Below are 21330 nucleotides of genomic sequence, written 5' to 3' on the forward strand. Positions count from 1 at the left end.
CTACCGTCCTCGGCGCGCGGCGCGCTGCACTGCTCGATCGACGCCGACCATCAACTCATCCGCGATGCGCTTGACCACGTTGTGCTTCTGAGCGTCGAACGCGGGCCGCATATACGCCTGCGGCGGGTGAAACACCGTTCCGAATTCCTGCGTGACGGCCTGCGGGCGGTTGTCCGGCCCGACAAAAACTTCCTGCTCGGATTCTTTCTGATGCTGCGCGGCCTGCGAGGGGCTAAGCGTTCCCGAAACCTTGATGCTCTCGTGGAGACCCCACGTGTCACGCGGCACCATTGCACGGGCGTCCCTGGCAATCAGTTCGCCACCGGCCTGCAGCGCCTTGCGCGTCACGCTGCGAGCCGTCGCCGCCTTCAATTCGCCCAGGCCCTTTTCGACCTCGCGGAGGCCGACCACATTGAAGGTGACCCTCATGGCGCGGTTTCCTCGATCGCTTCGGCACGGGCGCTCGCCGTAATCTCGATCCCCTCGCGCCGCCCCAATTCCTTGACGCCCGAAATATCGTACACACGCCCCTCGAAGGTCAGCCTCCATGTCGGATCGACGCTTTTCACTGCCTGGCTCCACCGGATGCGGAAGCGCGCGGTATAGGAGGCCGACACCTCCATCGCCGCGAGCCGCTCACGGTCGGATACCGGCAGATACTCGGCCCAGCGCGTGAGATTGATATCCTCGCCGGGAATGGGATTGCCGAAATCATCCTCGCCCTGTGGCTCGCCTGCCTTGTGCAAGGTGATGCGGCGGTCAAGGTCGCCGGCGTCCATTAGATCGGCAACCAGCGATACGGCCAGACCAGAGCGCGAGCAGCGGCAGGAATGCCATCCTCACCCTCGTTCATGAGCCGGTTGTCGTAGAACGCCGAAACCGTGATGAAGCCGGCCGCCTTGAACACCGCTTCCTGCTGATACGGCACTAGCGTCAGATTACAAAAGCGCAAGAGTGCGCGCTCGGCTGCATCCATGTAGGCGGCGATCAGGCCATCCTCGTCGTCACCCTCGACGCGCAGATGCTCTTTAACATCGGCCAGCGTCCAGAGCGGGCCAAGCTGGGTGATGACGATATCGGCCATGGGTTATTTCCCCGCCTTCCGGGCGCCGCCTTTGCGGCCATCGCCGTCATGGTCTAGCGGATCGCGCTTGTTCGCCGTCGCCGGTTCGGCCTTGTTCCTGGCCGCAGGCTCGGATTTCGCCTTATGCTCGGCAAGAATGCCCGCCTCGACCAGGTGAGCCACGTCGCGGGGTTCGGCCTCACGCACGTCTCCCCTGGCATAGCGTTTGTCGCCAGTGTGCTGGCGCAGAACATCGTATTTCATGGGGTTGCTCCTTTCGGTTCATAGAGAGGGCGGCGCAAACCGCCCTCCTTGATGAGCCGAACGAAATCACCCGGCGGGCACTTCGACCGGGTTGATATCGCCGGTGATGAACGCCTCGGGGCGGTAGACCGCGAGCGCAAGGCGTTCTTCAGCCAGGATGGTCACCAGGTTGCGGGTGAAGTCGTCGTTGACATAGCCAACCTCCACACGCGCGTCCCAGCGGTCGAACAGCTGGGCGCCGAGACGGAACGCGCCGGTGAGGAAGGTGCCGACGTCCATCGCCTGAGTGGAGACCACCGGCAGGCCCCACATGGTCGGCTGCGCCGTGCCCTGCGGGTTACCGATGATGTAGCGACCATCGCCGTCCTTGGTCAGTTCGATGTTTGCCCAATCGATCGGGTTCAGCACGTGCCCGGTAGCAGGATATTCGGCCAGGGCCGCCTGCAACATGGCGATGCGGAGGGTGTCGATCGACGTGAGTGGCGTTGGGGCTACCACGCCAGCGGGCGTAGCAAATGCCGTAGCCTGGGGCAGGATGCCGTTGAGGTTCTGCCCGGTGCCATCACCGTTGAGCAACTGGTCTTCCTCGACATAGGCGAGACCATAGAGCAGGCGCTGGTCGATGACCGAACGAAGCTGGTTGAAGTCCGAAAGGATCTGCTTCGAGGCCTTCATCCAGTGCGCGATGACCTTCGCCGAGGTCGTAATAAGCTCGAACTGGAGATCGGAGCCCGGCTTGGCGGCACCTTCCGCAACAGGAGCGGCAGCATTCGTGAAGCCCTTCTCGCGAACATATTCGAGCGTCGAGCCATCCATCCGGCCTTGCGAAAGCAGATCGCGGACGGTGAGACGGCGCTGAGGGAGTTCCACAAGACCCGGTAGACGGGTGTTCTGGACGCCGGAACCAGCCGACCCGGCGGCATCGGTGGTCGCGCTGGTGATGGTCGCCTTGACGTTCATATCGGCGCGACCGATCATCTTCGAGAAACCCGACGCCTCGAAAGCCTTGAAGCCCTCGGACTCGACAAACTTCTCGCCGATGGATTTCTGCTCATCGTCACCAGTACCACCACCGGCGGCAAACTGCTGATCGATTTCGGCGAACTTCTCATCGAGGGTCGCGTTGAGCGTGGTCAGCGCCTGGTCGATGTCGCCCTTGATCGTCTCGGACAGCTTGCCGTCCTTGGCAGACTTGCCGATGAAGTCCTCGAACTCGCCGCGAACCTTATCGACTTCTTCCTTGACGATTTTGGACTGCGCAGCCTTGATCTCGTCCGCGAGCTCTTCGCGGGTTTTTTGTTCCGACATGGGAACCTCCAATAATGTGTGGGAAGGGCCTAGCGACCCAGGATTGCCCGCATAAAAGCGAGGCGTTCATCTTCCGCATCGGCAGGTTCCCCCTGCCCTTTCAGGTGGACGCGCGCGGCACGCTCCGCCTGCGAATTCGAGAAGCCCAATCCCTTGAGCCATGTCTCGAATTCCCGCTCGGTCAGCCGGTCCCCGGCCTTGAGCTTGTCCGTAAGTTCGTATGCGGCCTTGGCCGCCTTGACGCTGGAGATCGTCGCGTTGTCGTTTGCGCCGATCGAGACGATCGAAACCTCCTTGAGGTCGAGCTTTTCCAGCGTCCAGACACCTGTATCGGTATCGACCGAATAGGACTTGATGCGATAGCCGATCGAGAGGCCGTCGATGTCGCCTTCCTTGAGCAGCTCATAGGCCTCACGGGCGCGCTGCACGCCCATATTGAGCTTACCCTTGAGGTAGAGGCCCTTGTCGTCTTCCTTGGCCTCAACCCATTTGCCGATCGGCTCATGACGATCATGCTGCCAGAACAGCTTGGGCATGGTGCCATTGGCTTTATGCTCGGCGAGACTTTCCTTGAAGGCGCCTGCCGCGATCACGTCGCCATAGCTGTCCGGCTCACCGCCGAACGTCGAGCCATAGCCCTCGAATTCGCCCGTCTCGCGCAGTTCCTTGATGTCGAGGACCGGAGCGGTGCGGGTCAGATCGACAGCGGCGTCCTTAAACCTGAGCATTGTCGTTTACCTCATTGCCGGATTCCGTGATCGGCACGTTCTGCATCTGCATGCGCGGAACATCGCCGCCCTCGACGGGCGGTAGGTTTTCGAGTTGGCGGATCTCGTTGATGGTCATGGCGCCGATCTGGCTCATGCCGCGATAGAATTCGGCGCGTGCCTTACTATCCCCGCGCAGAAGGCCTTCGAGGCTGAATTCGATAGTTACGCCCGCCGCCCGGTCTTCGGCCGTCAACAACTGCTTGCGCATGGCCTGCTCAATACGAGCCAGGCGACGGCGAAGCGTGAACTTCTGAAACCCCAGCGTCTGTTGCTCAAGGCCTGTGCCCCAGCTGGTCGCTTTCTCGGTATGACCAACCATGTGGGGCGGCACGCCGAAGAAACGACAGACTTCCTCGACCGAAAAAGCCCGCGATTGCAGCATCTGCGCGTCTTCTGGCTTCATCGATAGCGGCGTGACCGTCATTCCGCCTTCGGCAATGAACGGCCGGCCCGCGTTGACCGCGCCGAGATACTTTTCCTCGAGCCGACCCTCAACCAAATCACGCTGTTCCTGGGTCAGGAACTCCTTGTAAGCAATTATGACCGAAGGGCGCATGCCGTTCGCAAAGGTGCCCCCAGAGGCTCGTTCGATGGCCTTGGCCAGCCCGAACGTCTGCCGCCCGTAGGTAAGCGTCGAAAGGCCACCGAGAGGCCCGCCTCCGAACCCACGAACATGCAGAACATCGTCCTGGTCAAGGTCGAAACGCTGTCCATTCTCCGTCCAGGAATACCGAAGGCGGCCGCTGGTTTGGCGCTTGACCGAAACGATATCCCACGCCACTGGCGTAAGGGCCACGACCTGGCGCTGCGCGTTCCGGGTCTTCCGGGCCAGTCCATTACCCTGCAATTCGATGCAGGCGGAGACGAACTCCAGAAAATCAAGCGCCGTTTGGTGGACATTCGGGCTGTCATGCAGCAATCGGTACAGAGAATGATCGCGCGCCACAGTCCTGCCACCGTCCTCGTCGGTGCGATACACCATCAAAGGGAGCGCGCCGATCGTGCCTGCAATGAGATTCACGCACGCCCACGCCGTAGAAAGGGCCAAAACGTCCTGCGTTGCGACCGTCTCGCCGGAAAAGGACGGCTCGATCCCCCAATCTCGCGGGTTGGTCAGCGACAGCATGCGCGGCTGCTCGGTCAGCTCCGATTTCGCCCGAAAGGGAGCGAGCATCTTTTGCAGAAGGTTCATGCTGCCCCCACAAGGGATTTCAGGTAGTCATCAAGGTGACCAGAGGCCTTGGCCGCCTCTGGGTTCCGCATCATCACGGTCACCGCGTTGAACATCGCCATCACCGGGTCGATCTTGGCGTCACCGGCGTTCTGTTTCGTTGCCCGGATCGCCGTGGCGGTCGGCTCGATCTTCAAATTTCCGACACACCAGTCCATGAGCGACTGGTCTGCGTGCCTGAGCGTCCCATTGGCCAGCTTCCGTTCCGCCGTCTTGATGGCGTTCATCATCGCGTAGCCTTGGGGGGCGCCGATCAACAGCCCCGCCTCCTGCGTGACGCCGATTTCGTCCAGCGCTTCGAGCAGTTCGCCAAGCCCAGCCGGGTCAACAGCGACCGGGCCAAGCATATTCCGCGCCTTGATTTCGCTGATGATCTCGATGATGGCTGAGATATCCTCCAGCTCGTCATCGACAATCGTCAGTTCCTCGGCCTTCTCGAAGTCCCGAAGCCGCGCCGCGATCGATTTCCGCCGTTCCAGAACGCCCTTGTGGCACCAGGCATGGGACCAGCTCAGCCAATCGCGCGTAACCTTGTGCCGACCGATCAGCGTCAGCCCGAACAAGTCATCGAGGCCGCCGCCGTCGATCCCCGGCACGATCACTTCGCACTCATCCAGCAAGACCTGATACGAAATCGAGCCCTCTGCCCTGCCCGGCCAGAAATCGGCGCCCGGCCATCTATTGGCCCGCAGGTTCATGCCGATCTCGACGTTCAGATGCTTGGCGAGGAACGTCTGGGTTCCCTTGCCAGCCTCTTGGGCCTTCTGGTGCTCTCGGATGAGCCAGTCTTGGTTGACCGACCGCCCAAGGTTCGGATTGGTGACGTAGAAGTTCGCTGGGTCGGTATACGTCCCCGCATCGATCATCGCCTGCGGGAACTCATAAAGCACCGGCAGGAACTTCCGGTCCTCGATTAGCCCGTCCCGAACCTTGCGGGCATAGTCGAGCTTGTCCTTGAACACACCTGCCGGCGGCTCGTCGCTCTGCGTCGAGAGGTAGATCACGAAGCCCTCTGGCCTCGAAACCATACCGCCCGTCGCTTCCTGCAACATCGTGTCGGCGTTCTTGCGCTTGCCGAACACCCAAAGCTCATCGATCAGGATGCGGCCCGACTTCTTGCCCGAAACCGTATCAGTATCGGCGGCCACCACCTTGAGCGCCGCCTTGGTCGTCCGGTGCGTGATCGTCCGGATATGATCCTGAACGTGCAGCAATTCCTCCAGCTCAGGATCATTGCGCACCATGGAGGCGGCTGGCTTATAGCTGTTCTGCGCAACTTCGATCGTCGGCGCCAGGATCAGGATTTCCTCATCCTCGCGCCAGTTGAGGATCAGCGCTGTGAGCATGATCCCCGCGGCGATGGTCGACTTTGTGTTCTTCTTGCTGATGAGCAGGAAGAACTCGCTGATCAGCTGATCGCCAGTCTCGGGGTCATTGGCCCCAAAGATCGCCGCGACGTAATCGAACACCCATTGATCGCAGACCTCGCCAAAGGTCGGCTTGCCCGGCAGGTCCACTACCTTGAGCGATTTGAAAACCGACAGCGCATGTTCCGCCTCAGTCGGGAACAGCGGCGAGAACGGGATCAACGACCGCCGTGCAACAACCCGCGTCTCCCAGTCTGGGCACGCCGTACTCCAGGCACGCATCAGCTATTGTTCACCGCAAGGCGCGGGCCCGTCCTTGGCGCGAACTTGCTGCCAGACTTGGCCGCATCCTCCGCCGCTACTTGCCGCTGCTGTTTCTTGCCACCGGCCGCCGCTGTCTCGCCCATTGTCTTGAGCGCCAGCGCAAGCGTCTGCAATGTCTTAGCGCGCACCGGCAAGCTCACCGCCTGCTTGAGTGCCGTCTGCCGCGCCGGATCTTCCTCGCTCATCATGATGATGGTTTCGAGCTCGCCCCGCTGGAGCGTTTCGGCATCCAGCTCATCGAGCAGACGATCTGCGATATTGCGCCCGCGCCCGATCACTTCCTCGATCTTGGGAACAGGCTTTGACCCCACCGGGTCCGCATTTGCGTCCGCGCGTACCACCTGCGCACCGCTATCCTTTGCCGGGCGCTCCCAGCCGTCTTTCTTCGCTCGCTTGCGGATCGCGCCTTCGGAGATGGAGAACCATGCCGCAATCTCCCGGATACTGCGGGTTGAGCCGCGATAATCCTTCTCGATGCCGGCCCAATCGATCGGCTGTTTTGTGTCGGTCATGGCTTGGTTCGCACTCGGTACGCACTGGGCGCTTTCTGAGGGAGGATTAAATCTCTGCGTGAGGGGAGCGCGGGTGTCCGCTCGGCCCGGTTCTCAAGGTTTTGACCGCCCCCCCCCCCCGCCTGATGAATGGCCGGCTTGTCAGGTTATTGGGGTTTTGTGGCCACTATCGCTTGCTGTGATCTATCGGCTGCGGCGGTATCGCTCGGGCGTCGGCTGGTGGCTGTGCCCGAACTGCTCGGCTGTTACCTGCCTATGGTGTTCATCGCAGAGGTTGCGGGTGTTGCTGTCGTCGTCTGTACCGCCAAGGGCAAGGGGAACGACGTGATCCACCACTGTGGCGATGGTGATGATGTCTTTGGCTTGGCAGAGCTCGCACATGTAGTTGGTGCGGAGCATGCGGCGGTGACGCTGCTTTACCCCTGCCCTGCCTCTGAGGCGTGGTGTCTCGTGTTGGACCGTAGCGGTTAGCGTCGGTTTGAGCGTTGCCACCATGGGGCGAATGGTCTTGAGGCGGGCCATATTACTCCTGCTGGTTGCGCTGCCGGTCATAGGCGCGCCGCTGGTCTTGCCTGCTCTGTTGGGCAGCGGGCTTGCGTGCCATGGCATTGCCTTTCCGCCGGGCTTGCGCGAAGCTCTCATGACGAGGATTGGGGAGAATGGGCATGGCGCTCGATTTTTATGACAGGCACGGTCAACCGCGGTTATATTCTGAAGACGGGGAGCACCTGTTCGACTGGGCTGGCAATCCCGTCGCCTATCTAAAAGACGGGCACATTTACGGCTATAATGGCGCCCACCTCGGTTGGCTTCACGACGGATGGCTCGTGAATAATTCGGGACATCGGCTTCTGTTTAATGACGGCGCCACAGGCGGACCGATGAAGCCAATGAAGAAATTGAAGCCGATGAAAAAACTTAAGAAGCTCAAGCCGTTGAAAAGCTTGCGGAAGCTCGCCCCCATTAAGCCTTCAGTCAGCTCTCATTGGGATGACTTTGATTGGTGAACTTTGCAGCGCTCGGTTTTGGAGACCGGCGCGCGACCATCGCTCACCCGCTGAATTGTTGCCGGTCGTACCCCCGTCCGCGTTACCCCGTCTCCCCTGATACGCGAATGCGATAGGGCTGAGCGCTCTCCCGAGCTTCCGGCGCGTCCCACCTCTCCACACCGGCTCGAGGTGGCCATATCTGAATTGGTGCCGGACCTCCGCCGCCCGGCTGACGATTACTTGTTCATTCAAGGCGGCTTAGCTATGGTCCTGTCGAACAGGGGACCATACCTATGCCGAACAAAAACCGATCAATTACCGTCACCATCCGATCCGGCAAGGACGGCCATTGGGTCGACTGGTCCAAGGACGGCGAATCTGGGTCGCTTGGGCCTTATCAAGAGGTTCAGATGGCCGAAGACGTCAGAGAAGCCAAAGAGCATGAGCTGACGGAAAACGAAGGCCACATAGACGAAGTGTAGCCAACGCGATGGGCTCACTCTGCGTTGGCAGAACTGCGGCTGGCGGCTATGAGTTGCCTAATCTACTTCATTAGCAAAGGGCCGGTCAGCGAGGCTGTGGAATAGCCCTCGTGATGGATCGCTTGCTTTATCTCGCCGAGGGTCGCATAGCGACCGGTCTTTGCCAGATCAAAAGCTCGCTCAAGTGCTGTAGGTCTGAGTGTCATACGCGCAGTGTAGCAATATATTGGCGAGCGAGACCATCTCTATAATCGATATTCCCGACCTCAGCATCCTGGAAAGCACCAATATGCGGCGGATCTTGCAATGTGCTGTCTGCGGAGCGCCCTTCATCTACGAAGAGCGAAAGCTGACCACTGCTGGCGATCCCACGCCTGAGGAAATACCTTGCGCCTACAATTCACATATCGCCGGAAGCGACTTGACCGATGGCTGGTGGCAGCCGTTCGCAATGTCCCCTGATGACCAACACGAATGGCATAAAGATCCAGAGGTCGTCGTTGCGCGGCTGACAGATCGGTCTGAGGTTTAGGATAAACGCAAAAGGCTCCGCCAAAGCAGAGCCTTATTAATTGGCACAGAACACCAACATATCCGGAACATATGATGATTTGGCCCGGATTGCAAGCAGGCCAGATCAGGCCACCTCATCCATCTTGATCAGGTTGCCTTCCTCGTCGCGCAAGATCTTCGCCTTGCTGCCGTCACCCCAGTGGTGCGTTCGGCTCTTGGCCGCAGGATCGAGCTTAAAGCACGTCACCAGCACGTCGATCCCGTCGAGCAGTTCCTTCTCTGCCCGCTTCCGACCCTGGCCGCCCTCTCCATGTCCGAGTTTGGCCGCCAGAGACCGAACCGATGCACCGCCGATCACCACCATGTCGATGATGCCGGTTGCTCGCGGGCCAAGTGCCTTCCGAGCGTCCGCTAGTTCCGCGCGCGCGTCATCCTGGGCAGCGCTGATCTGATCCTGTTTCGGGCCTGATGTGTCCACCTTGACCTGAGTGTAGTCGGTTGCCCGAGCCCCACCGATCTGTGCGCGATCAAACAGATTGCCGTAGCGAATGGCTGCGAGGATCTGCGCCTCACTTTTGGTCTTCACCCGTGCCAGTCCGCCGATCAGGATGACCATGTTGTGGGGGGTGTTCTTGCGCTCCTTGTGCTGCGTCTCGACCTCGCCGTTGGCCACCGCCTCAAGCAACCCCTTCGTGACAGACGGATCGTCGGCCAGGCGACTATCGATCATCCGTTTCAGGTCCGGCTCGCCTTTATCGACGACCTTGCGCAATTCGTCATACCGGCGATGCGCAAGGATGGACCTCGCCCGCTCTCTGGCCATGACGTCGTGGAGCTTGCGCAGCTCGCGCACTGATTGCTCGTAGGCTTGGGAGTATTCAGCCGATTCCGCCCGCATCGCCTTCTCGGCGGCGGGCAGTTCGGCAATGGCCTGCTCATAGGTAAGCGGCTTGGTCTTCGGGCCCGAACGGGGCTTGGACATAGATCGACCTCTCGGTTGAATGAGAGGTCGGGCAGTCGAAGTGAGATGGAACGGAATATGCCTTCACAAATCCGAAAGGTCAAGTTTTCCGCACCCAAGATGGGTGATATCGTTTCCCGAAAGAACACGAGGGAAGTCATGAGCCAAATCGATGATTTGAAAACCGAGGCTGTTAAGATCATTAAGATCGCAAACCGTCTGCGTACGGCTGTACGCGAGGAGCGAGAAGCAAAAGGCGGACGCGCCTTCCGCACAGTCTCTGCCGCCGAGCTCGCCTCCAGCGTCGCTTTAGCAAGGGGTGAGCCATCACCCAATGACACCGTCGACGAAGCCTTTGAAGAAGCTATTCGCTTCTGGGCCATGCGCGTCGCGCCTCTGGTCACCCACGAACAATGGGACGAGATCGTATGGCACGCGGTAGATGCGGTTCCCGATTTCAAAGGCGATGTCATCCGCTTCTTCGAGAATCGTTTTGAGATGCTGCACCTCAAGGACGGAACGCTCTGCGTACCATGATTACGCCGCCTTCCGCTTCTTCCGCGTCCGCCGAAACCATACCGATACCATCGCCTTCCATTTCGGCAGACGATGCGTCGCCGCGAACGCGGCCGCTTCATCGTCCAGCATCAGGGCATGGCCCCGGATCGCATCGGCAATGGCATCGGGCTCGATCTGGACGCAATACTCCGGATCGAGCATCAGCGCCTCGCACGCCTTGATCTGGAGCCCGGTGATCGGGTGCAATTCGGCCTTGGCTAGAACTTCAAGGATCTGACGCGCCCGCATGGCTCCGCGCTTGTCGATGAGCGTGCGCAGAGCCGCGATGGCGACGGTCTGGCCGGGCTTGTAATTTCCGTTGCTGCCGGGATAGCGCAGGATCTCGACGCCGGCCCTGTTCGTCACCTGGGCGACGGTCAATGCCTCTGGGTCATCGGCCGCCAGCTCGGCCCAGTACATTTCCAGCGGCGAGACGTTTTTGCGGTTTGCGTTCACCGTAACGAAGGTTTCAGCCTCGGCAACCGTCCCGTCCGCCTCGATGATCGTGCAGGGCACGAGCGTGACGCTGGGGTGGCGTTTCGCGGCCTCAAGGCGATGTTGGCCGTCGATGGCATGATATCGTCCGTCCTCAGCCTTGGCCAAGGTCAGCGCGCCGAAGCTACGCCAGGAGAACCAGTCGAGAATTTTGGTGACGCGGTTATCATCGAGGCCGCGTTGGTATGTCGGGTCGACGTCGATCAGGCTCACGTCGATCCAGTCGAGATCGGGCAGCGGGCCGGGGTCGCGGAATGTCGGTTCATCTTCCATATCGTATCCTTTCTCTGATCGTTCGTTTTGCAGGATTGAGAGGGGTGGTTGCTGGGCATACGTCCCCCCATCCGAGTTTCGGGCGGGGGGACGGGTCATGCAGGACCGAGCCGGGTATGGCGCGTAGAGCATGAGCGGGGCTGCCGGATTTCCTCTTGGGAGGAGCGCGCTGGGGTTACCCTGTCAGCGCTACCGGTGCGTCACGAGCAGCGGATCACAAACGTCAGCCAGCCAGCCGACCGACGCGTGAGCGGTATCCCGCTTCCATGGACGGCGGTATCCCGCTTCGTTCATCATTGGTGCCTTCCGTAGCCTCCGCTTTCGCTTGGCCGGAACCCCGACGGACGGGCTGGGCTTATGTCCAAATCAAACTATTCGGATCGCTTCTTGCGGCCTCTCGCTGCTGTGCCAGTCCATGCGCGGGACTGGGATGCACTCTTGGCGGCGCGCCAACCTGACGCCTTTGCGCCCCGGAAGCCCTGGACCGTGAGAGCCCCTTTTGCCCTTCCAGGCGGGCACACGGTTACCCACGCCTGCAACTGTTCGTCGAAGTATCGCTCCGTCATTTCGGCACCCATTCGAACCGGTTGTATTTGTTCACCCGCGCGATGCCGCGCTTGACGAAATGAAGACCAATCTTCACGCCGAGGTCGCTCGTGGCCACTGGAGATCGGCGGTGGACCTCACCCGCGATAGCCGCCGCACCCAGATCGCCGGCAGATACGCACCGGCGCGACATGAGATATTTCAAGGCCCGCCGCTCCCGATTGTCCCGCAACCTCATGGCCGAGCCTCCCGGATCAGCTTGGCCAGGACGCGTTGGACGGCGAAGATGCCCTCCGACTGGTGCATGTCGTTGAAGTCGTCGCCGAGCTCAGGCGGCATGGTGTAGGGTTTGCCCGACTGCATGGCGAAATACTCACCGGCCCCCATGCCGCCGAACTGGTCCGGCTTGGCCTTCGGAGGGGCGTCATGATCGGCGGCGATATAGCAACGGCCTTCGACGGCCCGCGCAACCTTGACGATGTTGGAAGCCGAAAAGCACACGACCACACCATCTCGGCGGCTTAGCCCCGATAAGGCGGTGCGGATCGAAAGGGCGGTGGCGTAGCCCTCGCAAAGCCATGTGGCCCTGCCCGACGCGATCCGATGGGCGGCTCCGGACATACTGCCACCGAACAGGAACTTTTTCTCCCCGCTCTCCCAGATCAGCTGCAAACTGGAAATTCCGCTACCGCCGCGCGCCGGGACGATAATCGCCTCCTGCCCGCCGGTCGGCACGAGATAGCTACCGGCTATAGACCGAACCTTATCGGCCCCGATGATGGGCGCTTTTTCGCCCGCAAACCCCTTGGCCGCGAGGTATTGATGCGTTCCCATCCGGCTGACGGAAAGAAGGGAGTTGGCCAACTCAGCAGCCTTTGCGGCACGCTCACGTTCTTTGCGTCCGTCATCGGCGCGACGGCGTGCAATCTTCCTGCGTTCCTCGACGGTGAACTCGTTCTTGAGCCATACGGTCGTGTTGTCGCCGGTCTGCCAGTTGTAGGCCGTGACGCGGTCCTCGTCGAAGATGACGCTGCCGTCGCCCTTGCCGTTCTTGCCTTCGGTATCGGTGCGATGCCATTTGCCGGCCTGTTTGGCGCGCGGCGGAACGATCCCCACCGAGTTGCACGCTTGGACGATCGCGTCATCGAGTGTCATGCCGCACTCCTCCGGTTATTCTTCCGAAAGCGCTTTACCTCTCGCTCGATAAGACCGTATTCATCGACCGAAACCCTATGGGCCTCATGCTTCATGTCAAAAAGGCCGTGGGGCAGTTTGCTACCGGGATAGACGCCGGCCCAAATGCCATACGCCCATTTCCGGGCAACTTCTGGCCCCTTCCGCGAGTTGGCAAAGCAGTAGGTCAAAGCCGCATTCCACACCCGGCGGGGGTCTTTGAGACAGTCGGCTCGCAAGCCCTTTCGTGGTTGGAATGCGGTTTTTGTCGACAGCTCGAAATCGATGAGCGTGCCTTCCACAGTTTGGATTTCGCCCCGCGCTGGCCTTTGCCATCCGCACTCGCAACGCTCCGCGCCGGGCTCCATCTGGGTGCCACATTCCCCACAGAATCGCTCGCGCTTTACCTTCTCGGTCGGCTCGCGCGTGACGCTGTCTTTCTTCTGGGCGTTCGACAGGCGGTCGACCCCGTAGTGGTAGAGCCACGACGTGTCGTCGGCGAAGGATATGCAGTTGCCGGAATGGTCGAGCCAAAGGCCGAACTCCTTGCCCGGCGCGGTGCGCATGACGCGCCCCATCTCCTGAATGTGTGAGGAGAACGATTTCGCGTAGGGGCGGCACGAGATGCCACACAGAACGTCCGGCACATCGAAACCCTTGGTCAGAACCGCGCAGGACACGAGACCATCTATGGCGCTGTCGGCCTTGCGGAACTCGGCGATCTTCTCGCGTCGGTCGTCGGTGCCGCCATCGAGATAGCTGATCTGGTGGAAATTATAGCCAGCGTCAGCGAACTGACGGCAAAGCTCTGCGCCATGTTTGACCGAGGGCGAAAACACGATGGTCTTGACCGGGCCACCGAAGTGCTTGGCGGTCTGCGAAATCCACGTCTGGACGACATCGCCGATAACGGTGATGCCGCGCTGGCCGGCTTCCTCTTCCTCGTACTCGCCGTTGAATTTCTTCTTGGCGTCTTTCATGTCAGGCGTGACGCAGGCCTTGATCCTAAGCGGCGCGAGGTAGCCCTGGGCGATCAATTCGTTGACGGTGATCGAGTTGACCAGTCCGTCCCAATCTTCCGCCATACCGGCGGTGAAAGGCGTTGCCGTAAGCCCGATGACTTTGGCGCGGTCGACGCGCGCGATCAGATCTGAAACCGCCTTGTATCGGGAATGGCACTCATCCCAGATGATCAGGTCGGGCAGGTCGTAATTGGACCGGCGAGCCAAGGTCTGAGCGCTGACGATCTGGATCGGCTTGGAATAATCGGTCAGGAAGTGGTCGGCCTGGATGACCCCGTGATCGATGCCGTATGATCCGAAGCGCTCCGAAGTCTGGTCAATGAGGGTTACGCGGTCGACGATGAACCAAACCCGAGACCCTTTCGCCTCGGCCTCCTGGATGATCTTCATAGCCATTTCCGTCTTGCCGGCGCCGGTCGGAGCGACCACCACCTGCCGGCGAAGGCCGAGCTTGATCCCACCGCGGGCATTGTCGAGAACATCGGCCTGATATCCGCGCAGGAGGATTTCCTTGTGGGCCAGCATGTTCATGCCACTGCCCTCGGCGCTTCATCGATCATCCGGCCGCAGGTGGTGATGAACCATGACCATTCGATCTCATCGACGCCCTTCGGCTTGGATCGGATAAGGAACTTGGCGAACGCCTCAGCCCATTCGCGCGGTGCGCCGGCGTCGAACTCGATAATTGCGGCCCGCTCCTCGAGCGCATCCTCCCGGTCTCGCCGCAGTAGGTCGGCGATGGCTTCCCGATGCTCCGCAAGATGCGCCCTCGCCTCCGACGGCAGCTTGCGGCTGTTGATCAGGCGCAGCTGGTCACCGTCGAGCACGATGTTCGCGCCGTAGAAGCGGACCCGATCAAGGATGGCGGCAGGGTCAGCCATTGCCACCGCCTTTCTTCGGGGCGAGTGGGATCAGGTCATCGTCGCCATACCCCAGCTTCTCGGCTTCCGCCTTCCAGAATTTCGAGGAGTTCATCCATTTGACCTTGTCCGCGCTTTCGGTTTCGACGCGCGTCAGCAGGACACGGATTTCCTCGTCCTTGTCGGCGATGACCTTTTCGAACCCGCCCCGCTCGAACTGGACCTTCATGTCCTGCCATTTGCCGTTGTCGACCTTGAACGCGGCGACCTCGGCTTCGAGCGAGGCGTTGGCTTCGCGCAGTTCGTCGTTCTCGGCCAAGAGGAATTCGATCCGTTCGGCGTCGTCAGCCTTGGTGGCGCCGCGCGCCGCGATACGCTCAACCTTCCGCGCATTGTAGGCCTTGAGGTGGTCGGGCAGGTTTTCTTGGTTCGCTTCGCGCTGGCGGTCGAACTCGGCTCTTTCGTCCTGACGCTGTGCCTTCTCCGCCTCTCGCCGCTCCTTTTCGGCGGCGACACGCTCAGGGTTCAGGGCGCGCTCGACGGTGGATTTGGAGAGACCCGTTTCATCGGCAACCTTGGAGGCCACGCCTTTCGGTCTGTGTCCCTTTCCGTCCTCCCTCTGACTTTCAATCGCGTCAATTTGCGGCGATTGATGCTCGCGCAGTTCGATCAATTCCGCGTATCGCCGGATTTGTTCGTCCCGTTGCTGCTTCGTCAGGCCCGCCCGATGCAGGTTCTCCGCGAGGGCCCACATTTCGGTCAGCACATCGATATCGCCAAGTTCCGGGATCGCCCCGTTTTCTTCGAACCGGATGGTTTCGATTTCCGTCCAGCCTAGTGTGCGAGCAGCGGCGATGCGGTGGCGGCCAGTGACCACACGATAGATGAGCCGGTCGTTGCGACCTCGTTCGTCCGTATCGAACCGCTCGAGCGTCACGACAACCGGAGTATGCATCCCGATTTCCGACATCGATCGCGCCAATCGCGAAACCGCATCAGGCTCAATAGGACGCGGACCCTCGTCGAGGACGATATCGGCCAAAGGAACAATCGTGATCTGCCGAGACTTGATCATAGCCGCGCGACCCCGCTCGCATCGCAGAACCGGTTGAGGGCGCGGCGCAGTTCCAACTTGGAAAAGGTGCATTTGGCAAACACGCTGATATGACGCAGGCCGCCGTTCGGCCCAGGAGCGTCGGCGCACGCATCGATGAACTGCACAAGTGCCGCCCTGAGTTCCATCGCCCTGGCCTCACGTGGCGCTATGATTTTCGGCGCAGCTTCGCCGGTCGTGATCTCGTCACGCATTTTCTCACCTATGTTTGGGGTCTGGCGCGGTTCTCACTTCGACTGCCCGACCCGGTTAAATTCGTGTCAGGCGGCCTGCTCCGGCATTGGGATAAAGTCGGGCCAGTCCGTGTTCTCGGGCCAATTTTCTGCAAACCACCGCACTGCCATACGATATCGGCCGGTCGTCAGGTCGGACCCGCTACGCAAGAGGGAAAGCTTCTTGCTTTCACCGAACAATCGGTTGCTCAAAGTCGTCTCTCTTAAGCCCGTGGCGACCAGCCAAGCGTCGGCCAATGCGATGATGTGCGAAACATGCGGCATAGCTCTTTATCGGTTATTTAACCGATTATGTCAACGGTCTTTAAACCGATGGCGGTTTAATAACCCATGGGATAATTTGAGGTCGCCATGTTGAAAGATGTTCTCGACAGAATCGAAGCCCGCCTAGAGGCACTGAGCATGTCCGCAACCGCGGCCTCCAGAGAAGCTGGGCTTTCATTGGATGCCATACGCAACATGCGCCGCAAAGTGCAGGCGGGTGACATAAATGCCGGCGTGAATTCGCGAACGGTCGATGCCTTGGCTCCCGTTCTCCAAACCTCGGCATCGTGGCTCCTGACGGGCGAAGGCCACGGCCTAGGTGAGGAGCGCACAAAAGGCGATCCTGTCTCCATCATTCCAGGCGCGTCCCTCGTCACCCAGGATAAGAGCCTTCCGGTTTATGCCGCCACGATGGGTGGGGACGGACACGTCATCATCACATTCGACCCGATTGAATATGTGAAGCGGCCGGCAGTCTTAGAGCATGTGAAGGACGGGTACGGAGTTCTGATCGTGGGGGAGTCGATGATACCGGCCTACCGTCCCGGAGACACGGCATTGATCAATCCCCGCCTTCCGCCGCAACGGGAAACGGACGTGGTCTTGTTCCACAACCCGCCCAACGATGAGGCGGAATGCATTATCAAGCAGCTGAACGGCTTCAACGATCAGGTATGGCACCTGGAGCAGTTCAACCCGGCCAAAACCTTCGATGAGCATCGGAAGGAGTGGCCGATCTGCCATCGGGTCGTAGGGAAGTACAATAGGCGATGACCCCCGAACGCTACGCCCAATGCCTCGAAATCCTACGCTGGACCAATGAGACGCTCGCCGAGGCGCTGGGATGCGATGAAAGCCTAACCGAAGCCTATGCGCTGGGACTGGCCGAGATACCGCCCAAGGTCGGCGCGTGGCTCGAAGTGCTGGCGCTGGCGCACCAGGCGGCGGAGAGCGGGAAGCCGACAGGGCTCAAGGGGAAGCGTTTTACCGAGGGGGATTTATGACAACAGAGACGGATCATATTGAACACCGCAAACCGGCAACCGCCGAACAAGTTCAGAACTTCATCACGGCTAAAGGGATTGAGAAGGACTGCCACGACTGCGGGAAGAACGAGTGGTCAATCCATGCTGAAGAAGTTGGGGCTAATATGCTGGCCGCGAGAGGTCGGCAAACGCATGTTGACGGCACGCGATACTTCGCGACCTATTCGCTCCATTGCATGAATTGCGGCGTCGTGAAGTTCCTCATGGCCGATGTTGTCGAAGAATGGGCATCCGAAAATGGCTAAGCATCTTTCCCTCGTCTCAAGCTCGCCCTATATTGAAGGTAGCCAAGGCGGCGAGCCGCCAAGAGGTGATGATTTGGAAGCCCGCGTTACACTTCTCGAAAAGCAGTTTGAAAAGCTCGACGGAAAGGTCGACCTTTTGTCGCGCGATGTTGCGGAAATTAAGGGCGAGATCAAACGCCTGCCGGGGTATCCGGGATTGTTTGTGATCTGCGCAGCGCTCGTGGGCGTTGTGGGCTTGCTGATACGCTTCCTTTAGAACCCATCAATTCACCCCCACCCCTAGCTCAAACTCCCTGACCCCCATACCCCGCTCCGGCGGGGTTTTCTTTTCCCCAAGCCGGGCCTAGTTTGAAGGCATGAGACACGAACACGATCATCTCCACATCATAGCCGGGCGTCATAGGGGCGCACCGGCTTTGACCGGAGATCGATATGCACCACAAGAGAAAAGGCCCGAAATCCACTCGGGCGGGATGCCTGCTCTGCAAGCCGCATAAGCGCCAGGGCACAAAACGCACAGCTCGGCAGCGCCATTCGATAAATCGGCGTATTGCCGCAGCTCAGCAACAGCTTTCCGATATCTAGACCGCCCCGAGCGGACCGACCTGCCGAAGCTTGGGGGCTTTCTCGACAGGCCGGCCCGGCCCCGTGGCTGGGAAATCCGCCGCAACAGGGCATGTCACAAGCTCGTGAGTGATTGTGGCTTTGGTGGGGCTCAATTCAGCCCGGGCGCCAGCTCGAACTCCTTGAGCACTTCCTTGATGGCTCCCAGGAGCCACTTCGGCGGGTATCTATCCCGCAGGGTCTCGCCCGGCTCCAGCGGCGCGGTCCCTTCCCCCACTACCCCCATCATCGGAATGACGCTGAACTCGTCCTCTTGAACGAAGGGGCCGAAGGGCTCGATCTGAAATGAGTAGCCGGGGAACGATCGTGACAGGCGCGTCAGAATCCGATCTTCGGCATATTCCACGGCCTTGCCCATGGTCGCCGGCGCGATCACGACGAACTCTGTGACTTCCTTGGACATTCCCTACCCCGCCATTTCCATAAGCTCGTCGGGCAATGGACCATACTGAGCAATCAACTGGGCGTCCTCCCAGTCACCGGTTGTGGGGTCGCCTGCCCGCGAGAAAGCGACAACCGCGTGGCAAGTTTCTGCGAGTCTTTCGGCGAGCATTTCGCAATGATGCTGGTCCCTCGCCTGCCGGGATTGGTCCGGCAACAGGGCGCCCCGCTTACCCCTCTTGAACGACTGCACCACGTAATAGGTGACCATTTTTGCCTCCAATGTTCCTATTATGTTCTCATAAAGGACCAGAAACGGAATCGAGTCGAGTCTCAAAAGGCGGAAAAATCATAATCGGTTTTTTAACCTAATCGCATTGACTTCGGTTAAAAAACCGATATGGTTACTGCAACGTCAACCGTTGGAGGCACACATGACGCGAACCATCATCCGGCTCATAGCCGATCACGTAGCTGCCGTCGCTAGGCTTGAGGAAGCCCCCGACAGCGTGGACCCAGACGGCACGGTAAACCCTGTTTTCAGCGCGGCCAGCGACGCCGAAGAACGTGCGCTGTTCGACTTGATCGATGCCAAGCCGCGCAACACAGTCGACCTGCAACGCAAGGCCGCGTACCTGCGGCCGCACAACATGCACTCGCCGGACAGCTTTGATCGCGCGGCGATCGAGGCGCTGCTTCTTTCCCTCATGGAACTGCGGCTGCACGCTGCCTGAGACGAAAACGGCTCGGGCAGGCTGTCACCTTTTCCCGAGCCTTCAACCAAAGACCGTTGGAGGTTCATATGGTCAAAACGATTCATACATCAGATCACCCCGCCGCTCAAATCCCCGGCCAGACCATCGCGAACTTATTCGCGGAATGGCTGGAGGTCCGCGAGCGCACTGACGAACTATGCCGGGCCGGCGACGATGAAGCCCTACAGATTTCCCATGCTCGCTACGTCGAATTGCAGCAGATCATCACTGACCACATGTCGCCGGTCACGGCAAAAGACCTCGCCATGCAGATCGTCGTCGAGATGGCGGAGATGGAGTCGGATGGGCGCGACGAGTTCTGGGCGCGTCTTCTGGCCTTCGCCAAGCGCCCTTCCGTTCACCCAAGCGAGGACGAGCGCGAGGCGAAATTTGAAACTGCGCTCACCGCCTTCCGGGACGCAGCAATAGAATACGACCCCACCATTCTGTCGTTTTGGGTTTCGCGTTCGGAGGGCGACCAGCCCGGCCACTTCACGAACGCAGATGGGGTCATGTTCTGCCGCAGCCGGGCTAGCGAAAATCGCACGGCCCAAGCGCGGGGAGAACTCGCATGAGCCAGCACATGGAAGATGCAGCCTGCAACGCGCGGAACGACCTCGTAGTGATCCAGGCGCTCGCCGAGGCGCTTGCGGCAAAGCTTGAAGACATGAATTTCGGCGTCGACCGTTCGTCGCCCACTGTCCAGGCCGAAGACACCATCACAACCCTGGCGTATGCCGTAACGAGCCGCACCGAAAAAGCGCTCGATCAAGTCGTGGACCGCATAGCAAAGCACGACGCGGAGCGCACAAAATGAGCCCCGACAAGAAAATCCTAGCGGCCTATCAGGAGTGGGCAGCGGCATATGACAATCTGGCGAAGGCAGAAACCGAAGCCGAAAATAACGTGGCCTACGAGAAATTCCGAGACGCCGAAGCGAAGATTCTCAGCTTCACTCCTGCCACGGCGCGGGGTCTAGCTGTTCAGATCACGGTGTTTACCAGCTTCTACGAGTTCGGTTTAGAGGCGAGCAACTCCTTCGATATGGAGGCTTTTGTCGCGGAGCTTGCGGCTGTGGAGCGTCCAGCTACGTTTCCGGCCAATGAAGGGAGTGCAGCATGAGCACCGATGTTTTCCCTGCCGGCGAAAAAGTCGTCAATGCGCTGTTCACCCTCCAGCGGGCGGCGGCGCGGTCCATCGGCTACCACGACGACGCGCTGGTCGAAGCCATAATGCACCACTGCGCGCTTAGGACGGCCGCAGCCACCGCTCCGAGCGATCATCAGGTCGGGCGGTACAGCGAGGCCGAAGAACGCGCGATCAAGCGGTTACTGACGATGAAGGTCACCGATCTGGACGGCATTGCCGTGAGAGGCCGCTACCTGCGGGCATTCGCCCAATATGACCCGGGGTGGCTGAACGATGCCGGGGTGCCGGAAGCCCTTCTGGCCGGACTGGCAGGTGCCGCATGAACCGGCCTGACGATATTCCGCAAGACGTGTGGGACGCTGCTGAGATAGCTACCATCGGATGGGTGCGCACGGAGGACGACGGCTCCCCAGAGGCGACATTTGACAACTTCGTCGGTGCCATCGCCCGCGCCATCCTTGCCGAGCGTGAGCGTAACTCCCGAACAATCGTCGCCTTGGAAAGGCGGTTGCACCTGTTGGCCGTTGTGGCTGACGAGGCCATCACCCTGATCGAAAACGCGATCAATGACGATGGCTCCATGACCGACGCAATTACGTCGCTGCGGGGATCCATGGCAAAGGTTTCACCGGGTGGGGCGGCATGAGGATCACATGGACATTTGCCTGCGCCTTAATCGCTCTGGGGTGCGCCAGGAGCGCTGTCGGAGCGGGTGAGCCGTTTGGCTTCAACCTGACAGTCGCATGGCTCTGGTGGGTCGCTGTGGCCTTCTGGGCCATTGCGGCGCTGAGGACGGCGGCGGGATGGT

33 protein-coding genes are annotated in these 21330 nt (G+C 60.3%); 13 read left to right on the forward strand and 20 right to left on the reverse strand.

What is annotated here, in order from left to right; translation table 11 throughout:
- The 10 genes from V4T21_RS12735 to V4T21_RS12780 all read right to left on the reverse strand — a co-directional run bounded on the left by V4T21_RS12735 (window position 1) and on the right by V4T21_RS12780 (window position 7361).
- The gene (locus V4T21_RS12735) at window positions 1–429 is read right to left on the reverse strand and encodes an HK97-gp10 family putative phage morphogenesis protein (protein WP_332717345.1); all 429 of its coding nucleotides are present in this window, start codon (window positions 427–429) and stop codon (window positions 1–3) included.
- Window positions 426–779 (reverse strand): phage head closure protein, encoded by a 354-nt coding sequence (locus V4T21_RS12740; protein ID WP_332717347.1) that lies wholly within the window; start codon window positions 777–779, stop codon window positions 426–428. The genes V4T21_RS12735 and V4T21_RS12740 overlap by 4 nt, the downstream gene beginning before the upstream one ends.
- Window positions 779–1084 (reverse strand): head-tail connector protein, encoded by a 306-nt coding sequence (locus tag V4T21_RS12745; protein ID WP_332717350.1) that lies wholly within the window; start codon window positions 1082–1084, stop codon window positions 779–781. Before V4T21_RS12745 ends, V4T21_RS12740 begins: the two co-directional genes overlap by 1 nt.
- A gap of 3 nt (window positions 1085–1087) precedes the next feature.
- On the reverse strand, window positions 1088–1327 hold the full coding sequence (locus tag V4T21_RS12750; protein ID WP_332717352.1) for a hypothetical protein: 240 nt from the start codon (window positions 1325–1327) through the stop codon (window positions 1088–1090).
- A 66-nt stretch (window positions 1328–1393) separates the two neighbouring features.
- A complete protein-coding gene (locus V4T21_RS12755; protein ID WP_332717355.1) occupies window positions 1394–2635 on the reverse strand; it encodes a phage major capsid protein in 1242 nt (413 codons plus the stop codon).
- A gap of 29 nt (window positions 2636–2664) precedes the next feature.
- Window positions 2665–3363: an HK97 family phage prohead protease gene (locus tag V4T21_RS12760; RefSeq protein ID WP_332717358.1), complete on the reverse strand. Its 699-nt coding sequence runs from the start codon at window positions 3361–3363 to the stop codon at window positions 2665–2667.
- On the reverse strand, window positions 3350–4597 hold the full coding sequence (locus V4T21_RS12765) for a phage portal protein (RefSeq protein ID WP_332717360.1): 1248 nt from the start codon (window positions 4595–4597) through the stop codon (window positions 3350–3352). Before V4T21_RS12765 ends, V4T21_RS12760 begins: the two co-directional genes overlap by 14 nt.
- A complete protein-coding gene (locus V4T21_RS12770; protein ID WP_332717363.1) occupies window positions 4594–6285 on the reverse strand; it encodes a terminase large subunit in 1692 nt (563 codons plus the stop codon). Before V4T21_RS12770 ends, V4T21_RS12765 begins: the two co-directional genes overlap by 4 nt.
- Window positions 6285–6839, reverse strand: a complete 555-nt coding sequence (locus tag V4T21_RS12775) for a hypothetical protein (protein ID WP_332717366.1) — start codon at window positions 6837–6839, stop codon at window positions 6285–6287. The genes V4T21_RS12770 and V4T21_RS12775 overlap by 1 nt, the downstream gene beginning before the upstream one ends.
- 183 nt (window positions 6840–7022) lie before the next feature.
- Window positions 7023–7361, reverse strand: a complete 339-nt coding sequence (locus tag V4T21_RS12780) for an HNH endonuclease (protein ID WP_332717369.1) — start codon at window positions 7359–7361, stop codon at window positions 7023–7025.
- 143 nt (window positions 7362–7504) lie between these two features.
- On the opposite strand from V4T21_RS12780, the gene V4T21_RS12785 reads away from it, so the two are divergent.
- Together V4T21_RS12785 and V4T21_RS12790 are read left to right on the forward strand one after the other, a co-directional pair.
- On the forward strand, window positions 7505–7846 hold the full coding sequence (locus tag V4T21_RS12785) for a 4-fold beta flower protein (RefSeq protein ID WP_332717371.1): 342 nt from the start codon (window positions 7505–7507) through the stop codon (window positions 7844–7846).
- A 275-nt stretch (window positions 7847–8121) separates the two neighbouring features.
- On the forward strand, window positions 8122–8310 hold the full coding sequence (locus tag V4T21_RS12790; RefSeq protein WP_332717374.1) for a hypothetical protein: 189 nt from the start codon (window positions 8122–8124) through the stop codon (window positions 8308–8310).
- 637 nt (window positions 8311–8947) lie between these two features.
- Here V4T21_RS12790 and V4T21_RS12795 read toward each other — a convergent pair.
- Window positions 8948–9805, reverse strand: coding sequence for a hypothetical protein (locus V4T21_RS12795; protein WP_332717376.1), 858 nt, complete (start codon window positions 9803–9805; stop codon window positions 8948–8950).
- 138 nt (window positions 9806–9943) lie between these two features.
- Between V4T21_RS12795 and V4T21_RS12800 the strand changes: the two genes are divergently transcribed.
- A complete protein-coding gene (locus V4T21_RS12800; protein ID WP_332717378.1) occupies window positions 9944–10321 on the forward strand; it encodes a hypothetical protein in 378 nt (125 codons plus the stop codon).
- On the opposite strand, the gene V4T21_RS12805 is transcribed toward V4T21_RS12800, so the two are convergent.
- From V4T21_RS12805 to V4T21_RS12835, 7 genes are all read right to left on the reverse strand, one after another.
- Entirely contained in the window at window positions 10322–11110 is a 789-nt protein-coding gene (locus tag V4T21_RS12805; protein WP_332717380.1) for a DUF6551 family protein, read from the reverse strand.
- Between the two features lie 562 nt (window positions 11111–11672).
- Window positions 11673–11894 carry a hypothetical protein gene (locus V4T21_RS12810; RefSeq protein WP_332717383.1) on the reverse strand — a complete coding sequence of 74 codons (222 nt, stop codon included), beginning with the start codon at window positions 11892–11894 and terminating at the stop codon, window positions 11673–11675.
- Window positions 11891–12811 (reverse strand): toprim domain-containing protein, encoded by a 921-nt coding sequence (locus tag V4T21_RS12815; RefSeq protein ID WP_332717386.1) that lies wholly within the window; start codon window positions 12809–12811, stop codon window positions 11891–11893. The genes V4T21_RS12810 and V4T21_RS12815 overlap by 4 nt, the downstream gene beginning before the upstream one ends.
- A complete protein-coding gene (locus V4T21_RS12820) occupies window positions 12808–14382 on the reverse strand; it encodes a DEAD/DEAH box helicase (protein ID WP_332717388.1) in 1575 nt (524 codons plus the stop codon). Before V4T21_RS12820 ends, V4T21_RS12815 begins: the two co-directional genes overlap by 4 nt.
- The gene (locus V4T21_RS12825; RefSeq protein WP_332717391.1) at window positions 14379–14732 is read right to left on the reverse strand and encodes a hypothetical protein; all 354 of its coding nucleotides are present in this window, start codon (window positions 14730–14732) and stop codon (window positions 14379–14381) included. Before V4T21_RS12825 ends, V4T21_RS12820 begins: the two co-directional genes overlap by 4 nt.
- The gene (locus V4T21_RS12830; protein WP_332717394.1) at window positions 14725–15786 is read right to left on the reverse strand and encodes a ParB/RepB/Spo0J family partition protein; all 1062 of its coding nucleotides are present in this window, start codon (window positions 15784–15786) and stop codon (window positions 14725–14727) included. The genes V4T21_RS12825 and V4T21_RS12830 overlap by 8 nt, the downstream gene beginning before the upstream one ends.
- Window positions 15783–16019, reverse strand: coding sequence for a hypothetical protein (locus tag V4T21_RS12835; RefSeq protein ID WP_332717397.1), 237 nt, complete (start codon window positions 16017–16019; stop codon window positions 15783–15785). Before V4T21_RS12835 ends, V4T21_RS12830 begins: the two co-directional genes overlap by 4 nt.
- Before the next feature lie 390 nt (window positions 16020–16409).
- Between V4T21_RS12835 and V4T21_RS12840 the strand changes: the two genes are divergently transcribed.
- The 4 genes from V4T21_RS12840 to V4T21_RS12855 are packed head-to-tail and all read left to right on the forward strand — an operon-like array spanning window position 16410 to window position 17869.
- Entirely contained in the window at window positions 16410–17096 is a 687-nt protein-coding gene (locus tag V4T21_RS12840; RefSeq protein WP_332717400.1) for a S24 family peptidase, read from the forward strand.
- Entirely contained in the window at window positions 17093–17326 is a 234-nt protein-coding gene (locus V4T21_RS12845; RefSeq protein WP_332717403.1) for a hypothetical protein, read from the forward strand. Before V4T21_RS12840 ends, V4T21_RS12845 begins: the two co-directional genes overlap by 4 nt.
- Window positions 17323–17613 carry a hypothetical protein gene (locus V4T21_RS12850; RefSeq protein ID WP_332717406.1) on the forward strand — a complete coding sequence of 97 codons (291 nt, stop codon included), beginning with the start codon at window positions 17323–17325 and terminating at the stop codon, window positions 17611–17613. The genes V4T21_RS12845 and V4T21_RS12850 overlap by 4 nt, the downstream gene beginning before the upstream one ends.
- Window positions 17606–17869 (forward strand): hypothetical protein, encoded by a 264-nt coding sequence (locus V4T21_RS12855; protein ID WP_332717409.1) that lies wholly within the window; start codon window positions 17606–17608, stop codon window positions 17867–17869. The genes V4T21_RS12850 and V4T21_RS12855 overlap by 8 nt, the downstream gene beginning before the upstream one ends.
- A 459-nt stretch (window positions 17870–18328) precedes the next feature.
- Here V4T21_RS12855 and V4T21_RS12860 read toward each other — a convergent pair whose 3' ends face one another.
- Together V4T21_RS12860 and V4T21_RS12865 are read right to left on the reverse strand one after the other, a co-directional pair.
- Window positions 18329–18640: a hypothetical protein gene (locus tag V4T21_RS12860; RefSeq protein WP_332717412.1), complete on the reverse strand. Its 312-nt coding sequence runs from the start codon at window positions 18638–18640 to the stop codon at window positions 18329–18331.
- A 3-nt stretch (window positions 18641–18643) separates the two neighbouring features.
- Entirely contained in the window at window positions 18644–18889 is a 246-nt protein-coding gene (locus V4T21_RS12865; protein WP_332717415.1) for a hypothetical protein, read from the reverse strand.
- 163 nt (window positions 18890–19052) lie between these two features.
- Between V4T21_RS12865 and V4T21_RS12870 the strand changes: the two genes are divergently transcribed.
- From V4T21_RS12870 to V4T21_RS12895, 6 genes are all read left to right on the forward strand, one after another.
- Entirely contained in the window at window positions 19053–19352 is a 300-nt protein-coding gene (locus V4T21_RS12870) for a hypothetical protein (RefSeq protein WP_332717417.1), read from the forward strand.
- Between the two features lie 68 nt (window positions 19353–19420).
- Window positions 19421–19948: a hypothetical protein gene (locus tag V4T21_RS12875; RefSeq protein ID WP_332717420.1), complete on the forward strand. Its 528-nt coding sequence runs from the start codon at window positions 19421–19423 to the stop codon at window positions 19946–19948.
- Window positions 19945–20190, forward strand: coding sequence for a hypothetical protein (locus tag V4T21_RS12880; RefSeq protein ID WP_332717423.1), 246 nt, complete (start codon window positions 19945–19947; stop codon window positions 20188–20190). Before V4T21_RS12875 ends, V4T21_RS12880 begins: the two co-directional genes overlap by 4 nt.
- The gene (locus tag V4T21_RS12885; protein WP_332717426.1) at window positions 20187–20495 is read left to right on the forward strand and encodes a hypothetical protein; all 309 of its coding nucleotides are present in this window, start codon (window positions 20187–20189) and stop codon (window positions 20493–20495) included. Before V4T21_RS12880 ends, V4T21_RS12885 begins: the two co-directional genes overlap by 4 nt.
- Window positions 20492–20845, forward strand: a complete 354-nt coding sequence (locus V4T21_RS12890) for a hypothetical protein (RefSeq protein WP_332717429.1) — start codon at window positions 20492–20494, stop codon at window positions 20843–20845. The genes V4T21_RS12885 and V4T21_RS12890 overlap by 4 nt, the downstream gene beginning before the upstream one ends.
- Window positions 20842–21168, forward strand: coding sequence for a hypothetical protein (locus V4T21_RS12895; RefSeq protein ID WP_332717432.1), 327 nt, complete (start codon window positions 20842–20844; stop codon window positions 21166–21168). Before V4T21_RS12890 ends, V4T21_RS12895 begins: the two co-directional genes overlap by 4 nt.
- Window positions 21169–21330: the final 162 nt, after the last annotated feature.

Origin of the sequence: Pelagibacterium mangrovi (assembly GCF_036662815.1) — a bacterium.
GTDB lineage: Bacteria > Pseudomonadota > Alphaproteobacteria > Rhizobiales > Devosiaceae > Pelagibacterium > Pelagibacterium mangrovi.

What these genes read in the sequence shown, in the direction of transcription:
- V4T21_RS12735 (WP_332717345.1), bottom strand. Translation starts at nt 429, where the DNA reads ATGAGGGTCACCTTCAATGTGGTCGGCCTCCGCGAGGTCGAAAAGGGC.
- V4T21_RS12740 (WP_332717347.1), bottom strand. Translation starts at nt 779, where the DNA reads ATGGACGCCGGCGACCTTGACCGCCGCATCACCTTGCACAAGGCAGGC.
- V4T21_RS12745 (WP_332717350.1), bottom strand. Translation starts at nt 1,084, where the DNA reads ATGGCCGATATCGTCATCACCCAGCTTGGCCCGCTCTGGACGCTGGCC.
- V4T21_RS12750 (WP_332717352.1), bottom strand. Translation starts at nt 1,327, where the DNA reads ATGAAATACGATGTTCTGCGCCAGCACACTGGCGACAAACGCTATGCC.
- V4T21_RS12755 (WP_332717355.1), bottom strand. Translation starts at nt 2,635, where the DNA reads ATGTCGGAACAAAAAACCCGCGAAGAGCTCGCGGACGAGATCAAGGCT.
- V4T21_RS12760 (WP_332717358.1), bottom strand. Translation starts at nt 3,363, where the DNA reads ATGCTCAGGTTTAAGGACGCCGCTGTCGATCTGACCCGCACCGCTCCG.
- V4T21_RS12765 (WP_332717360.1), bottom strand. Translation starts at nt 4,597, where the DNA reads ATGAACCTTCTGCAAAAGATGCTCGCTCCCTTTCGGGCGAAATCGGAG.
- V4T21_RS12770 (WP_332717363.1), bottom strand. Translation starts at nt 6,285, where the DNA reads ATGCGTGCCTGGAGTACGGCGTGCCCAGACTGGGAGACGCGGGTTGTT.
- V4T21_RS12775 (WP_332717366.1), bottom strand. Translation starts at nt 6,839, where the DNA reads ATGACCGACACAAAACAGCCGATCGATTGGGCCGGCATCGAGAAGGAT.
- V4T21_RS12780 (WP_332717369.1), bottom strand. Translation starts at nt 7,361, where the DNA reads ATGGCCCGCCTCAAGACCATTCGCCCCATGGTGGCAACGCTCAAACCG.
- V4T21_RS12785 (WP_332717371.1), top strand. Translation starts at nt 7,505, where the DNA reads ATGGCGCTCGATTTTTATGACAGGCACGGTCAACCGCGGTTATATTCT.
- V4T21_RS12790 (WP_332717374.1), top strand. Translation starts at nt 8,122, where the DNA reads ATGCCGAACAAAAACCGATCAATTACCGTCACCATCCGATCCGGCAAG.
- V4T21_RS12795 (WP_332717376.1), bottom strand. Translation starts at nt 9,805, where the DNA reads ATGTCCAAGCCCCGTTCGGGCCCGAAGACCAAGCCGCTTACCTATGAG.
- V4T21_RS12800 (WP_332717378.1), top strand. Translation starts at nt 9,944, where the DNA reads ATGAGCCAAATCGATGATTTGAAAACCGAGGCTGTTAAGATCATTAAG.
- V4T21_RS12805 (WP_332717380.1), bottom strand. Translation starts at nt 11,110, where the DNA reads ATGGAAGATGAACCGACATTCCGCGACCCCGGCCCGCTGCCCGATCTC.
- V4T21_RS12810 (WP_332717383.1), bottom strand. Translation starts at nt 11,894, where the DNA reads ATGAGGTTGCGGGACAATCGGGAGCGGCGGGCCTTGAAATATCTCATG.
- V4T21_RS12815 (WP_332717386.1), bottom strand. Translation starts at nt 12,811, where the DNA reads ATGACACTCGATGACGCGATCGTCCAAGCGTGCAACTCGGTGGGGATC.
- V4T21_RS12820 (WP_332717388.1), bottom strand. Translation starts at nt 14,382, where the DNA reads ATGAACATGCTGGCCCACAAGGAAATCCTCCTGCGCGGATATCAGGCC.
- V4T21_RS12825 (WP_332717391.1), bottom strand. Translation starts at nt 14,732, where the DNA reads ATGGCTGACCCTGCCGCCATCCTTGATCGGGTCCGCTTCTACGGCGCG.
- V4T21_RS12830 (WP_332717394.1), bottom strand. Translation starts at nt 15,786, where the DNA reads ATGATCAAGTCTCGGCAGATCACGATTGTTCCTTTGGCCGATATCGTC.
- V4T21_RS12835 (WP_332717397.1), bottom strand. Translation starts at nt 16,019, where the DNA reads ATGCGTGACGAGATCACGACCGGCGAAGCTGCGCCGAAAATCATAGCG.
- V4T21_RS12840 (WP_332717400.1), top strand. Translation starts at nt 16,410, where the DNA reads ATGTTGAAAGATGTTCTCGACAGAATCGAAGCCCGCCTAGAGGCACTG.
- V4T21_RS12845 (WP_332717403.1), top strand. Translation starts at nt 17,093, where the DNA reads ATGACCCCCGAACGCTACGCCCAATGCCTCGAAATCCTACGCTGGACC.
- V4T21_RS12850 (WP_332717406.1), top strand. Translation starts at nt 17,323, where the DNA reads ATGACAACAGAGACGGATCATATTGAACACCGCAAACCGGCAACCGCC.
- V4T21_RS12855 (WP_332717409.1), top strand. Translation starts at nt 17,606, where the DNA reads ATGGCTAAGCATCTTTCCCTCGTCTCAAGCTCGCCCTATATTGAAGGT.
- V4T21_RS12860 (WP_332717412.1), bottom strand. Translation starts at nt 18,640, where the DNA reads ATGTCCAAGGAAGTCACAGAGTTCGTCGTGATCGCGCCGGCGACCATG.
- V4T21_RS12865 (WP_332717415.1), bottom strand. Translation starts at nt 18,889, where the DNA reads ATGGTCACCTATTACGTGGTGCAGTCGTTCAAGAGGGGTAAGCGGGGC.
- V4T21_RS12870 (WP_332717417.1), top strand. Translation starts at nt 19,053, where the DNA reads ATGACGCGAACCATCATCCGGCTCATAGCCGATCACGTAGCTGCCGTC.
- V4T21_RS12875 (WP_332717420.1), top strand. Translation starts at nt 19,421, where the DNA reads ATGGTCAAAACGATTCATACATCAGATCACCCCGCCGCTCAAATCCCC.
- V4T21_RS12880 (WP_332717423.1), top strand. Translation starts at nt 19,945, where the DNA reads ATGAGCCAGCACATGGAAGATGCAGCCTGCAACGCGCGGAACGACCTC.
- V4T21_RS12885 (WP_332717426.1), top strand. Translation starts at nt 20,187, where the DNA reads ATGAGCCCCGACAAGAAAATCCTAGCGGCCTATCAGGAGTGGGCAGCG.
- V4T21_RS12890 (WP_332717429.1), top strand. Translation starts at nt 20,492, where the DNA reads ATGAGCACCGATGTTTTCCCTGCCGGCGAAAAAGTCGTCAATGCGCTG.
- V4T21_RS12895 (WP_332717432.1), top strand. Translation starts at nt 20,842, where the DNA reads ATGAACCGGCCTGACGATATTCCGCAAGACGTGTGGGACGCTGCTGAG.